Source organism: Saccharothrix coeruleofusca, assembly GCF_014648515.1.
Classification (GTDB): domain Bacteria; phylum Actinomycetota; class Actinomycetes; order Mycobacteriales; family Pseudonocardiaceae; genus Actinosynnema; species Actinosynnema coeruleofuscum.
Window position 1 is genome coordinate 128,861 of the sequence record NZ_BMRG01000006.1, and the last position, 12,560, is coordinate 141,420.

Below are 12,560 nucleotides of genomic sequence, written 5' to 3' on the forward strand. Positions count from 1 at the left end.
AGCGGGTGGCCGCGCGGCGCGCCGAGCTGGACCAGCAGGTCGCGGACCTGGCCGCGCGGCGCGCCGAGCTGGCCGAGGTGGTGCGCGAGCGGGCCGAGCGGCTGGCGGCGGCGCGCGGGGAGTTCGCGGACGTGGTGGCGCGGCGGGCGCACCTGCTCGACCTGGCCGACGCGCTGGCCGCGCTGGCCCAGCGCCGCGACGCGGTCGCCGACTGCGCGGAGCGGCTGGCCGAGCAGCGCGTCGAGGCGTCGCGGCTGGCCGCCGAGGCCGGGTTCGCCGACGTCGCCGAAGCGGTGGCGGCGGCCCGCGAGGAGGCCGCCGTGGCCGAGCTGGAGCAGCGGGTGCGGCGGGTCGACGACGTCCGGGCCGCCGCCGAGGCGGTGCTCGCCGAACCGGAGCTGGCCGAGGTCGACCCGGCCGAGGAGGTCGACGTCGAGGGGGCCGAGCAGCGGTTCCGGGAGGCCGACCAGGCGGCCAGGCGCGCTTCGGCCGAGCTGGCGGCGGCCCGCGAGCGGGCCGCGCGGACCGGCGCGCTGGCCGGGAAGCTGCGCGCGGCGTGGGCGGAGCTGGAGCCGGTCGAGGCCGAGTACGCCGAGCTGCACGCGCTGACCGACGTGATCAACGGCATGGGGCAGAACACCCGCAGCATGACCCTGCGCACCTACGTGCTGGCCGCGCGGCTGGAGGAGGTCGCGGTGGCGGCCAGCGCGCGGCTGGAGCGGATGAGCCAGGGCCGCTACCGGTTCGTGCACTCGACCGAGGCCGGGCCGCGCGGGACGCGCGGCGGGCTCGGGCTGGACGTGCTCGATGACTACTCCGGTCAGCGGCGGCCCGCGAAGACGCTGTCCGGCGGGGAGTCGTTCCTGGCCTCGCTGGCGCTGGCGCTGGGCCTGGCGGACGTGGTGGGCGCCGGGGCGGTGCTGGACACGCTGTTCATCGACGAGGGCTTCGGCACGCTGGACGCGGACACCCTCGACCTGGTCATGACCACGCTGGACGAGCTGCGCGAGGGCGGTCGGGTGGTCGGGCTGGTCTCGCACGTGGAGGAGCTGCGGCAGCGCATCCCGACCCGGCTGAGGGTCCGCAAGGCCCGCACCGGCTCGACGCTGCAACTCGTGACCGGCTGACCCCGCGTCGGCAAGTACTACCCGTGCCCCCTCGCCGAGCGCGTAACTACTACCCGCGCCTGTGAGGAGCACGGGCCGGGTAGTAGTCAACGGCCGGTTTCGGTGGGTCGGGTAGTACTTGCCGACGCGGACGGGGGGAGCAGGTCGCCGCGGTAGGCGGAGGCCTGGAGCTCGAACAGCTCGTGGTAGTGGCCGCGGGCGGCCATCAGCTCCTCGTGGGTGCCCTGCTCGACGATCCGGCCCCGGTCCAGCACCACGATCCGGTCGGCGTTGCGGATGTTGGCCAGGCGGTGGGTCACCAGGACCGTGGTGCGCCGGGCGGTCGCCCGGCGCAGGCCCTCGAACACCCGCGCCTCGGCCTTGGCGTCCAGCGCCGCGGTCGGCTCGTCGGCCACCAGCACCGCCGCGTCGCGGTAGGTGCCCCTGGCGATGCCCATCCGCTGCCACTGGCCCCCCGACAGGTCCTGCCCGTCGTTGAACTGCCGCGACAGCACGGTGTCCGGCCCGGCGGGCAGCGACGCGATCACCTCGTCCGCGCCCGACCCGGTCACCGCCTCCCGCCACGCCGCCCCGTCCGGGTCCTCCCGGTCCAGCCGCCCCACGGTCACGTTGGTCCGGGCGGTCATCGGCCACCGCGCGGGCTCCTGCGCGATCACCGCCACCGACGAGTGCACCGAGCGCAGGTCGGCCTCGGCCAGGTCGACGCCGTCCCACCGCACCGTGCCCGAGGTCGCCGGGAACAGGCCGGTGAGCACCTTGCCCAGGGTCGTCTTGCCCGACCCGTTCTCACCCACCAGCGCGATCACCTCGCCGCGCTCGACGGTCAGGTCCACGTCCCGCAGCGCGGGCTCCTCCTTGCCCGGATAGGTGAACGACACCCCCGTCAGGGTGATCCGTTCGGGGTCGTGCGGGGCCTGGACCCCGGTGGACCGCTGCCGCCGCGCGGCGCCCTCGTCGATCAGCTTGAGGTAGAAGTCGATGTAGAACGAGTCCTCGTACAGCGAGTTCACCGAGCCGGTGGTGGCCGACAGCGCGGAGAACCCGGTCCGCATCGCCAGCACCGCGGTGCCCGCCAGCGCCAGGTCCAGCGCCCCCGCGTACAGCAGCAGACCCAGCACCGCGTACGCCGCGCCGGTGCCCACCCCGGCCAGCGCCCGCCCCAGCAGCCGGACGCCGTTGGTGCGGTGGGCCATCCGGATCTGGTCGGCCATCAGGCTCTCCGCGATCCGGCGGTGCTCGGCCAGCAGCCGCTCCTGCAGCGTCAGCGCGTGCCGCTCCAGCGAGAACTCGCGGAAGGTGGCCACCTCCTCCACCACGCGCTGCCGCATGGTGCGGGTGACCGAGTCCAGGAAGTGCTCGTAGCGCAGCCGCGACATCCGCCCGGCCGCCCACGCGTTGGCCGTCGCGGCCAGCAGCAGCGCGGGCGCCAGCCACGGGTTGAGCAGCGCCACCGTCACCACCGCGGCCAGCAGCGTGATCGTGGACGACAGCAGCGCGGTCAGCTGGCGCAGGCTGGTCTCCAGGCTGCGCACCCCCTGCCTGCCGCCCTGCCTGGCCAGCTCCCGGAAGTCCGCGTCCTCGAACGCCAGCAGCTCCACCCGCACCAGCGCGGCGGTCACCTCGTCGTTGGCCGCGCGCGTGACGCGCGGCTGCAACGAGCTCTCCACCGCCGCCACCGCCGCGTCCAGCGCCGCGCGCAGCGCGTAGGACCCGACCACCACGGCCAGCGCGGGCAGCGACTGCGCCAGCCGCTGCGGCGTCGGCCCCTCGCGCAGCAGCGCGGCGAACACGTCCGCGGTGGCCAGCAGCCCGAACGCGGTGACGCACCCCGACAGCACGTGCACCGCGACCGCCAGCGCGGTCAGCTTCGGCGACGTGCGCCAGGCCAGCGCGCCCACCAGCCGGATCGCCCTGGGCAGGCTGCGCACCGCCGTGCCCAGGCTGACCCGCACCGCCTTGCGGCTGCGCTTGGCCCACTCCGGCGTGGCGACGTTCTCGACCCCGATCAGCACCCCCGTCACCGGTCCAGGTAACCGCTCGGACCGGCGACGCGCCACCGGGTTCAGCGCTGCTCGTGGTCGAGCAGCCACCGCTTCACGTCCGGGCCCCAGCGGAACCCGCCGACCGCGCCCCCCGTGCGCACCACCCGGTGGCACGGCACGAACAGCGTCGCGGCGTTGCGCGCGCACGCCGTCGCCGCCGCCCGCACCGCCGCCGGGCGGCCCGCCAGCAGGGCGTACTCGGTGTAGCTGACCGGCTTGCCCGCGGGCACCGAGCGCAGCACCTCCCACGCCCGCTCCAGGAACGCCCCGGACCGCTGCCGCACCGGCACGTCGTCGATCGCGGCCAGCTCGCCCGCGTGGTAGGCGCGCACCGCCCTGGTCACCGCGCCCAGGTCGCGGCGCGGGGCGACGGCGTCCGGCCGCAGCGACGGCGAGACCTGCGGCAGCAGGTCGTCCAGCTCGGCGGTCCAGCCGCTGGCCAGCACCGCGCCGTCGGCGGCCACCACCGCGGTGAACGGGCCGATCGGGGTCTCGACGGTCGACGTGAACGCGGTCACGCGGTCCTCCTCAGGTGCATGGCGGCGTAGGAGCGCCACGGCCGCCAGTGGTCGGGGGTGAGCGGTACGTCGGGTGCGCCCAGCACGCGCATCACGACGTGGTCGGCGACCTCCGGCCCGATGCCGGGGAACGCCGACAGCTCGGCGCGCAGGTCGTCGGCGTCGCGGCCGACGTCGACCACCAGCCTGCCCTCGGCCAGCGCGCGGGCCACCGGCGAGTCGATCGCCGACGGCGCGGGGTACAGGTGGGTGATCGGCCCGTCCGGGACCTCCAGCGGCTCACCGGGGGAGACGTGGCCCAGTGCGCGCAGCAGCGTCTCCGCGCCGTCCACGCTGCCCGGCACCCGCACGCCGGGCCGGGCCAGCACCAGCGGGCGCAGCACCGGGTCGCGGCCCAGGAAGGCGTCCACCGCCTGCGGGTCGGCGTCCAGGTCGAGCAGCCGCCGCACCCGGCTCACCGCCGTGCCCAGGTCGCGCAGGTCGGCCAGCCGCAGCGAGCACGACACGTGCCCGTCGGCGGGGGTCAGGCGCACCGTGGCCGGGCCGTGCGGCAGCCGCAGCGAGCGGGCGTAGGTGCCGTCGGAGACGTCCTCCACACCGGGGATGGCCTCGGCGCGGAAGAACGCCAGCAGCCCCTCGGCGTCGAACGGCGGCCGGTAGGGCAGCCGCAGCGTGATCCGGCCGGTCGTGCCCACCGCCGACCGGGCCGCGCGCATCCGCGAGGGCGTGCAGGCGAACACCGCGCGGATGGTGTCGTTGAACTGCCGCACGCTGGCGAACCCGGCGGCGAAGGCCACGTCGGCGAACGGCAGGTCGGTGGTCTCGATCAGCAGCCGCGCCGAGTGCGCCCGGTGCGCCCTGGCCAGCGCCAGCGGCCCCGCGCCGACCTCGGCGGTGAGCACCCGCGACAGGTGCCGCTCCGAGTAGCCCAGCCGCCGGGCCAGGCCCGGCACCCCCTCGCGCTCCACCACGCCGTCGGAGATCAGCCGCACGGCCCGCGCGGCCAGGTCGGCCCGCAGGTTCCACTCCGGCGAGCCGGGCACCGCGTCGGGCAGGCAGCGGCGGCACGCCCGGTAGCCCGCGGCCTGCGCGGCGGCGGCGGTGGGGTAGAACTCGGCGTTGCGCCGCTTGGGCGTCACCGCCGGGCAGGACGGACGGCAGTAGATCCGGGTGGTGCGGACGGCGAGGATGAAGCACCCGTCGAACCGGGCGTCGCGGGCCGCGACCGCCCGGTAGGCGCGTTCGGTGTCGAGCAGCACGCACACCACTCTGCCAGCGGGGACGTCCGAGGTCTCGCGGAAATCGGACACGGGGGCGCAGCGCGTAGACTGCTGGTCCGTGAGCCTGACCCTCGGTATCGTCGGCCTGCCCAACGTCGGCAAGTCCACCCTGTTCAACGCCCTCACGCGCAACGACGTGCTCGCGGCGAACTACCCGTTCGCGACCATCGAGCCCAACGTCGGCGTGGTGCCGTTGCCGGACGCGCGACTCGGCAAGCTGGCCGAGATCTTCGGCTCCGAGCGCGAGGTGCCCGCCGTGGTGTCCTTCGTCGACATCGCGGGCATCGTCAAGGGCGCGTCCGAGGGCGCGGGCCTGGGCAACAAGTTCCTCGCCAACATCCGCGAGGCCAACGCCATCTGCCAGGTCATCCGGGTCTTCGACGACGAGGACGTGGTGCACGTCGACGGCCGCGTCGACCCGGCCAGCGACATCGAGACGATCAACACCGAGCTGATCCTGGCCGACCTGCAGACGCTGGAGAAGGCCGTCCCGAGGCTGGAGAAGGAAGCCCGCACCCAGAAGGACCGGCGGCCCGCGCTGGAGGCGGCGCAGCGCGCCAAGGAGGTCCTCGACGGCGGGCGCACCCTGTTCGCCGCGCAGTCCGAAGTGGACACCTCGCTGCTGCGCGAGCTGAGCCTGCTCACCACCAAGCCGTTCCTCTACGTCTTCAACGCCGACGAGGCCGTGCTCACCGACGAGGCCAAGCGTAAGGAGCTGCGCGAGATGGTCGCCCCGGCCGACGCGGTGTTCCTCGACGCCAAGGTCGAGTCCGAGCTGCTGGAGCTGGACGAGGAGTCGGCGCGCGAGCTGCTGGAGTCCATCGGCCAGCCGGAGCCGGGGCTGCACGCGCTGGCCCGCGCGGGGTTCCACACGCTCGGCCTGCAGACCTACCTGACCGCCGGGCCCAAGGAGGCGCGGGCCTGGACCATCCCGCAGGGCGCCACCGCGCCGCAGGCGGCGGGCGTGATCCACACCGACTTCGAGCGCGGGTTCATCAAGGCCGAGGTGGTCTCGTTCGACGACCTGGTCGAGGCGGGCTCCATGGCGGCGGCGAAGGCGGCGGGCAAGGTCCGCATGGAGGGCAAGGACTACGTCATGGCCGACGGCGACGTGGTCGAGTTCCGCTTCAACGTCTGACCCGCGAGTCGCGCATCCGGGTAGGGCGAACCGAGCGTCCGGGTTGCCGGGTAGTAGTTGTGCGCCCTCACGGTCGCGTCGGGTAGTACTTGCAGGCGGGGTGGGCGCGTGGCGCCCACCTCCCTACCGGCGGCCGGTGGCGAGTGCGCCCAGGTCCAGGTTGATGTCGAACGGCACTGAACGCTGGAGCGAGTGCCGGAAGATCCCCGCCGGCGCGTATGCCTTCGTGGGCGTGTCCAGCTCGTAGACGTGCACGACGGGCGTGGTGTCCTCGTCCTCGACGCACCAGTAGTGCCGGATGCCTGCCTCGGCGTACTTGCGCAGCTTGACGTTGAAGTCGCGGTGGGCGGATTCCGGTGAGACCACCTCGACGACCAGCGCGACGTCCGCGGGCTCGAACCACGTTCGGTTCGGGTCGTATCGCGCGGTGGACACCAGCAGGTCCGGTTCCGGGCGGTTGCGGGCGTCGAGTCGGATCGTCATCTCGCGCTCCACCTCGAAACCGTCCGGGGCCTGGTCCATGAGCGCGACCGTGAGTCCGGTGATGAACCGGCCGTGCCACGACCGCTGGGGCCGCAGGGAGAAAGGGGCACCGTCGATCACTTCGACGTGGCGCGGTGTTCCGGAGAAGTGGTCGGAATCGTCCGCGAACCGGCCTTCCGGGCGCGGAGGTGGCATCAGGTCAAGCTACTGTGCTGTCGCGATGTCGACATGTCGCCGCCTGGGGGCGGTACACCGGGACGTGGGGCCTCCTCGGTCGAGGAGGCCCCACCCGGCGTCAGCGGACCTCGTTGCGGCTGTGCCGGGCGAGCGCGAAGACGCCCCCGGCGGTCGCCAGCATCCCGAAGGCGGCGACGGTGAACACGACGATGTCGGCGGTCATGCATATCCCCTTGCTGCGGTTGATCTCCCACTCCTCTTGACGTACGAGTACCCGGATTCGTGCCCCGGTAGTCGCGTAATTCACACCATCGTGGAGGCAGTGCTGTGAACCTGCGTGCCCTGGAAGCCCGCGCGCTGGCCTTCGCGCCGTGGATCTTCGGGCTCTCGCTGCTGGGTCACCTGGCGATGGTCGCGCTCCAGGCGAAGATGACCATGATCGACCTGATGGTCTACCGCAACGCCTCGCCCGAGCTGTTCACCGGTCAGCTGTACCAGTGGCGGCTCAAGGAGTTCTCCGACCAGTTCGCGCTGCCGTTCACCTACCCGCCGTTCTCCGCGCTGGTGTTCGTGCCGCTGTCCTGGGTGCCGTGGGGCGTGGCGCGCTGGTTCTGGCAGCTGCTGTGCCTGGCCTGCCTGTGGTTCCTGGTCCGCGCCGCGCTGCGGCTGGTCGGCTCGGCCGAGCCGCGCCGGGTGCTGCTGTGGACCGGGCTGCTGGTCTGGGTCGAGCCGGTGCGCACCACGCTGAACTACGGGCAGGTCAACCTCGTGCTGGCCGCGCTGCTGATCGGCACGGTGGTCAGCGCCCGGTCGTGGGTGGCGGGCGCGGGCGTCGGCGTCGCGGCGGGGGTGAAGCTGACCCCGGCGATCTCGGGGCTGTACTTCCTGGCCACCCGCCGGTGGGCGGCGGCGGTGTGGTCGTTCGTCGCGTTCGGCGTCACCGTCGGCCTGGGCTACCTGGTGTCGGCCGCGCAGTCGCACCAGTTCTGGTTCCAACTGCTGGGCGACGCGGAACGGGTGGGGCCGGTCGGCTCGGCGATCAACCAGTCGCTGCGCGGCGCGCTGTCGCGCACGGTCGGCCACGACGTGGGCAGCGGGCCGCTGTTCCTGCTCGGCGTGGCCGTCGCGGCGGCGCTGGCGCTGTGGGCGCTGCGCGCGGCCGTGCGGGCGCGCGACACCCTCGCCGGTGTGGTGGCCGTGCAGTTCCTGGGACTGCTGGTGTCGCCGATCTCCTGGAGCCACCACTGGGTGTGGGTGGTGCCCGCGCTGATGTGGCTGGTGTACCGGGGCGGCCACCGGCTGTGCGCGGTGGCCGCGTGGGTCTGGGTGGTGGCGATCGGCAGCTTCCTGATCTCGTTCCTGCTCAGGGTGCAGCCGTCGATCTGGACCATCCCCAGGCCCTGGTACTACTCGGCGCTGGGCTGGGTCTACCCCGCCGCGGGCGTGCTGACGCTGGTGGCCATCGCGGTGGCGCTGAGAGGGCGTCAGGGCGGGCGTCAGGACAGCGCGTCGAGCACGCCGTCGATCTCCTCCGCCAGGGAGACGTCCAGCGCGGTGATGCCGCCCAGGTAGTGGGTGCTGCACCGGAACGTCAGCGTCCGCCAGCGGATGTCGATGTCCGGGTGGTGGTCGTCGTTCTCCGCGATCTCGGCCACCCGGTTCACCACCTGGATCGCCTGGGTGAAGCTCGCCAGCTCCACGGTGCGCACCAGCGCGGCGTCCTGGGCGCTCCACTCCGGCAGTTTCGCCAGCTCCGCGTTGAGCTGGTCGTCGGTCAGCAGCTCGGCCATGGGCCTGATCGTGCCACCGGATGCCGTAAAATGCCCGATCACCACGGGAGTCCGGTGTCGCGCCGGGCTGAGAGGAGGGCACGCCAGCCCTCGACCGTCCGCACCTGATCCGGGTAATGCCGGTGTAGGGAGAGATGATGCTCCGACCACTGCTGACCGCTGCCTGCTCGCTGGCGCTGCTCACCGCCTGCTCGGTGACCGGCGGCGGCCCCGAGCCCGCCGCCGGGGAGCGCGTGGTGACGCTGGTGACCCACGACTCCTTCGCCGCCAAGCCGGAGACGCTGGAGGCGTTCAAGAACGAGACCGGCATCACCATCAAGACGCTGGCCGGCGGTGACGCCGGTGAGCTGACCAACAAGCTGGTGCTCACCAAGGGCAACCCGATCGGCGACGTGGCCTTCGGCGTGGACTCCACGTTCGCCTCGCGCGCGGTCGAGGGCGGCGTGTTCGCCGACTACGCCAGCCCGGAGGCGGACAAGGGCGCGCAGCGCTACCGGATCGACAGCGCGAACCTGCTGCACGCGGTCGACGTCGGCGACGTGTGTCTGAACATCGACGTGGCCGCGCTGGCGGCGGTGGGCGAACCGCGCACCTACGCGGACCTGCTCGACCCCAAGTACAAGGACATGCTGGTGGTCGAGGACCCGGCCACCTCCTCGCCCGGACTGGCGTTCCTGCTGGGCACCATCGCCGAGTTCGGCGAGTCCGGCTGGCAGGACTACTGGCGCGGGCTCAAGGCCAACGGCGTCAAGGTGGTCAGCGGCTGGGAGGAGGCCTACGGCCAGGACTTCTCCGGCTCCAGCGGCAAGGGGCCGCGGCCGATCGTGGTCTCCTACGCCTCCTCGCCCTCGGCCGAGATCGGCGAGGACGGCGTGCCGCGCACCAAGGCGCTGCTGGACACCTGCTACCGCCAGGTCGAGTACGCGGGCGTGCTCAACGGCACCAAGCACCCCGAGGACGCCCGGAAGGTGCTGGACTTCCTGCTCTCCGAGCGGTTCCAGGCCGACGTGCCCGAGCAGATGTACGTCTACCCCTCGCGCGAGGGCGTGGCGCTGCCCGAGGCGTGGGCCAAGGCCGCGCCGCTGCCCGGCACGTCGCGCACCCTGCCCGCCGAGCGGGTGGACGCGGGCCGCGAGCAGTGGGTGCAGCAGTGGCGCGCGCTGGTGCAGGGCTGACCGCGCGCGCTGGTGCGGGGCTGACCGGGAGGGCGCGCGTCGGCTGGTCGCTCGCGGCGCTGGTGCCGCTGGCGTTCCTGGGCGTGTTCTTCGCCTGGCCGGTGCTGGCGATCGTCGGGCTCGGCCTGGACGAGGGCGGCGTGCTGCCCGCGCTGGCCGACCCGGCCACCTGGGACCTGGTCGCGTTCACCCTCGGCCAGGCCGCCGCGGCCACCGCGCTGGCGCTGCTGGCCGGGATGCCGGTGGCGTTCCTGCTGGCCCGCTGCCGGGTGCCCGGTGCCGCGGTGGTGCGGGCGGCGGTGATGGTGCCGTTCGTGCTGCCGACGGTCGTGGTGGGGCTGGCGTTCCGGGCGCTGTGGCCCGACGGCGGCGTGCTGCCGATCGTGCTGGCCAACGCGTTCTTCAACGTCGCCGTGGTGGCGCGCACGGTCGGCGGGCTGTGGGCGCGGGTGGACCGGCGGGCCGAGGACGCGGCGCGGGCGCTGGGCGCGTCGCGGCTGCGGGCGTTCACGTCGGTGGTGCTGCCCGCGCTGGCGCCCGCCGTCGGCTCCGCCGCGTCGGTGGTGTTCCTGTTCTGCGCCACCAGCTTCGGCGTCGTGCTGGTGCTCGGCGGGGCCCGGCACCGGACCCTGGAGACGGAGATCTACCTGCGCACGGTCGAGCTGTTCGACCTGTCCGGCGCGGCGGCGCTGTCGCTGCTCCAGTTCGCCGCCGTGCTCGCCGCGCTGCTGCTGGGCGCGGTGGCGCGGCGCAGGCGCGAGTCCGGGCTGCGGTTGCGGGTGGAGCCGCCGCGCAGGCCGTCGGGCGGCGAGTGGGCCGTCGTGGCGGCGGCGTGGGCGGTGGTGCTGGCGCTGCTGACCCCCGTGGTGGGACTGCTGATCCGCTCGGTGTCCGCAGTGGACGGCTGGAGCCTGGCGGGCTACCGCGCGCTCGCGGGCACCGGGGAGCGCGGCACGCTCGCGGTGTCCGGGCTGGACGCGGCGGTGAACTCGGTGCGCGTGGCCACCGACGCCACGCTGCTGGCGCTGGCGGTGGGCGTGCTGTCGGCGGTGGTCCTGGTGGGCCTGCGGCGGACGGGCTCGTGGTTCGCCGAGGCGCTGGACACCGCGCTGATGCTGCCGCTGGGGGTGTCCGCGGTCACCGTCGGCTTCGGCTACCTGATCACCATGGACGCGCTGCCGGGCGACCTGCGCACCTCACCGGTGCTGGTGCCGCTGGCCCAGGCCCTGGTGGTGACGCCGCTGGTGGTGCGGATCGTGCTGCCGGTGCTGCGCGCGGTGGACACCCGGCTGCGGCAGGCCGCCGCCGCGCTGGGCGCGAGCCCGTGGCGGGTGTGGCGGGAGGTGGACTTCCCGCTGGCCGCGCGGTCGCTGCTGGCCGCGGCCGGGTTCGGGTTCGTGGTGGCGCTGGGCGAGTTCGGCGCGACCAGCTTCCTGGCCCGACCGGACGCGCCCACGCTGCCGGTGGTGATCGCCCGGCTGATGTCGCGGCCGGGGGAGTTGAACAGCCAGATGGCCTACGCGGCGTGCGCGCTGCTGATGGTGGTGACGGCGGTGGCCGTGCTGCTGGTGGAGCGGCTGCGGGTGCCCAGCGGCGGGGAGTTCTGATGCTGGAGATGACCGGGCTGGGCGTGCGCTACGGCGACGTGACCGCGGTGTCCGATGTGGACCTGACCATCGGCGACGGCGAGGTGGTGGCGCTGCTCGGGCCGTCCGGGTGCGGCAAGTCGACCCTGCTGCGCGCGGTCGCGGGCCTGGAGCGGCCCAGCGCCGGAGCGGTGTCGTGGGACGGCGCGGACCTGGCGGGCACCCCCGTGCACCGGCGCGGGTTCGGCCTGGTGTTCCAGGACGGGCAGCTGTTCCCGCACCGCGACGTGGCGGGCAACGTGGCGTTCGGGCTGCGGATGCTGCGGGTCGAGCGCGAGGAGCGCGCCAAGCGGGTGACGCGGCTGCTGGAGCTGGTGGGGCTGGCCGGGTACGAGCGGCGGCGCGTCACCGAGCTGTCCGGCGGCGAGCAGCAGCGGGTGGCGCTGGCGCGGGCACTGGCACCCGAGCCGAGGCTGCTGCTGCTGGACGAACCGCTGTCGGCGCTGGACCGGGCCCTGCGGGAGCAGCTCGCGCTGGACCTGGCGCGGCTGCTGCGGGAGACCGGCACGACCGCCCTGGTCGTCACGCACGACCACGACGAGGCGTTCACGCTGGCCGACCGGGTCGCGGTGATGAGGACCGGTCGGATTCGGCAGGTCGGACCGCCGTCGCAGGTGTGGCGGGAGCCGGTGGACGTGGAAGTGGCGCGGTTCCTGGGGTGCGGCAAGGTGCTGCCACCGGAGGCGGCCCACGCGCTGGTGGGGGTGCGAGCGCGGGTCGGGTTGCGGGCCACGGCGCTGCGGGTGACGGGCGACGGGCCGCTGGCGGGGGTGGTGGTGGAGCGCGTGCACCGACGGGACCACGTGCGGCTGCTGGTCGAGCTGGACGGGGAGCGGTACGAGGCGGTGGGGCCGGTGGGCGGCCGCTGGGAGCCGGGGGAGCGGGTGCGGCTGGCCGTGGACCCCGACGGCGTAGCCATCATCGGCTGACCCCACCCCCGCGAGTCGAACGCTCAGGTAGCGCGAGTCGAACGCTCAGGTGCCCTGAGTTCGTCGTTCGGGTTGGGTTATCCATCGAAGGGTGCGCTCGCCGCGCGGCAGGTCGCCAAGGACGGCGCTCGCGGGCCCCCCGCTTCGCGCGCGCAGCCTTGGTGCGTCGGCAAGTACTACCCGACGAGGGCGGGAAGGCCGGTACCTACTACCCGACGTGGGTGGGTCCGTGGTGCGTCGGCAAGTACTACCCGA

The 12,560-nt window shown here is 74.1% G+C and carries 11 protein-coding genes and 1 riboswitch; of the genes, 6 read left to right on the forward strand and 5 right to left on the reverse strand.

Annotated elements, in window-relative coordinates; all coding sequences use genetic code 11:
* Positions 1-1,127, forward strand: a 1,127-nt coding sequence (locus tag IEZ00_RS36740) for an SbcC/MukB-like Walker B domain-containing protein (RefSeq protein WP_268248753.1), incomplete at its 5' end; no start/stop codon positions are given.
* A gap of 86 nt (positions 1,128-1,213) precedes the next feature.
* On the opposite strand, the gene IEZ00_RS18005 is transcribed toward IEZ00_RS36740, so the two are convergent.
* The 3 genes from IEZ00_RS18005 to IEZ00_RS18015 are packed head-to-tail and all read right to left on the reverse strand — an operon-like array spanning position 1,214 to position 4,946.
* Positions 1,214-3,148, reverse strand: coding sequence for an ABC transporter ATP-binding protein (locus tag IEZ00_RS18005; protein WP_189224429.1), 1,935 nt, complete (start codon positions 3,146-3,148; stop codon positions 1,214-1,216).
* A gap of 41 nt (positions 3,149-3,189) precedes the next feature.
* Entirely contained in the window at positions 3,190-3,687 is a 498-nt protein-coding gene (locus IEZ00_RS18010) for a methylated-DNA--[protein]-cysteine S-methyltransferase (RefSeq protein ID WP_189224430.1), read from the reverse strand.
* On the reverse strand, positions 3,684-4,946 hold the full coding sequence (locus IEZ00_RS18015; RefSeq protein WP_189224431.1) for an AlkA N-terminal domain-containing protein: 1,263 nt from the start codon (positions 4,944-4,946) through the stop codon (positions 3,684-3,686). Before IEZ00_RS18015 ends, IEZ00_RS18010 begins: the two co-directional genes overlap by 4 nt.
* A 79-nt stretch (positions 4,947-5,025) precedes the next feature.
* Here IEZ00_RS18015 and ychF point away from each other — a divergent pair, with 79 nt between their 5' ends.
* Positions 5,026-6,105: a redox-regulated ATPase YchF gene (gene ychF, locus IEZ00_RS18020; RefSeq protein WP_189224432.1), complete on the forward strand. Its 1,080-nt coding sequence runs from the start codon at positions 5,026-5,028 to the stop codon at positions 6,103-6,105.
* 123 nt (positions 6,106-6,228) lie between these two features.
* On the opposite strand, the gene IEZ00_RS18025 is transcribed toward ychF, so the two are convergent.
* Entirely contained in the window at positions 6,229-6,783 is a 555-nt protein-coding gene (locus IEZ00_RS18025) for a Uma2 family endonuclease (RefSeq protein WP_189224433.1), read from the reverse strand.
* Positions 6,784-7,092: 309 nt separating this feature from the next.
* Here IEZ00_RS18025 and IEZ00_RS18030 point away from each other — a divergent pair, with 309 nt between their 5' ends.
* A complete protein-coding gene (locus tag IEZ00_RS18030; protein WP_189224434.1) occupies positions 7,093-8,337 on the forward strand; it encodes a mannosyltransferase in 1,245 nt (414 codons plus the stop codon).
* On the opposite strand, the gene IEZ00_RS18035 is transcribed toward IEZ00_RS18030, so the two are convergent.
* On the reverse strand, positions 8,262-8,555 hold the full coding sequence (locus IEZ00_RS18035; RefSeq protein WP_189224435.1) for a 4a-hydroxytetrahydrobiopterin dehydratase: 294 nt from the start codon (positions 8,553-8,555) through the stop codon (positions 8,262-8,264). The two genes, IEZ00_RS18030 and IEZ00_RS18035, sit on opposite strands and share 76 nt — an antisense overlap.
* 33 nt (positions 8,556-8,588) lie before the next feature.
* Positions 8,589-8,705: riboswitch (TPP riboswitch) on the forward strand.
* Between IEZ00_RS18035 and IEZ00_RS18040 the strand changes: the two genes are divergently transcribed.
* From IEZ00_RS18040 to IEZ00_RS18050, 3 genes are all read left to right on the forward strand, one after another.
* Positions 8,693-9,730 carry a thiamine ABC transporter substrate-binding protein gene (locus tag IEZ00_RS18040; RefSeq protein ID WP_189224437.1) on the forward strand — a complete coding sequence of 346 codons (1,038 nt, stop codon included), beginning with the start codon at positions 8,693-8,695 and terminating at the stop codon, positions 9,728-9,730. (Overlaps the previous riboswitch by 13 nt.)
* Positions 9,706-11,337 carry an ABC transporter permease gene (locus IEZ00_RS18045; protein ID WP_373293155.1) on the forward strand — a complete coding sequence of 544 codons (1,632 nt, stop codon included), beginning with the start codon at positions 9,706-9,708 and terminating at the stop codon, positions 11,335-11,337. The genes IEZ00_RS18040 and IEZ00_RS18045 overlap by 25 nt, the downstream gene beginning before the upstream one ends.
* Positions 11,337-12,305, forward strand: a complete 969-nt coding sequence (locus IEZ00_RS18050) for an ABC transporter ATP-binding protein (RefSeq protein ID WP_189224438.1) — start codon at positions 11,337-11,339, stop codon at positions 12,303-12,305. Before IEZ00_RS18045 ends, IEZ00_RS18050 begins: the two co-directional genes overlap by 1 nt.
* Positions 12,306-12,560 lie beyond the last annotated feature (255 nt).

What these genes read in the sequence shown, in the direction of transcription:
- IEZ00_RS18025 (WP_189224433.1), bottom strand. Translation starts at nt 6,783, where the DNA reads ATGCCACCTCCGCGCCCGGAAGGCCGGTTCGCGGACGATTCCGACCAC.
- IEZ00_RS18035 (WP_189224435.1), bottom strand. Translation starts at nt 8,555, where the DNA reads ATGGCCGAGCTGCTGACCGACGACCAGCTCAACGCGGAGCTGGCGAAA.
- IEZ00_RS18040 (WP_189224437.1), top strand. Translation starts at nt 8,693, where the DNA reads ATGCTCCGACCACTGCTGACCGCTGCCTGCTCGCTGGCGCTGCTCACC.
- IEZ00_RS18050 (WP_189224438.1), top strand. Translation starts at nt 11,337, where the DNA reads ATGCTGGAGATGACCGGGCTGGGCGTGCGCTACGGCGACGTGACCGCG.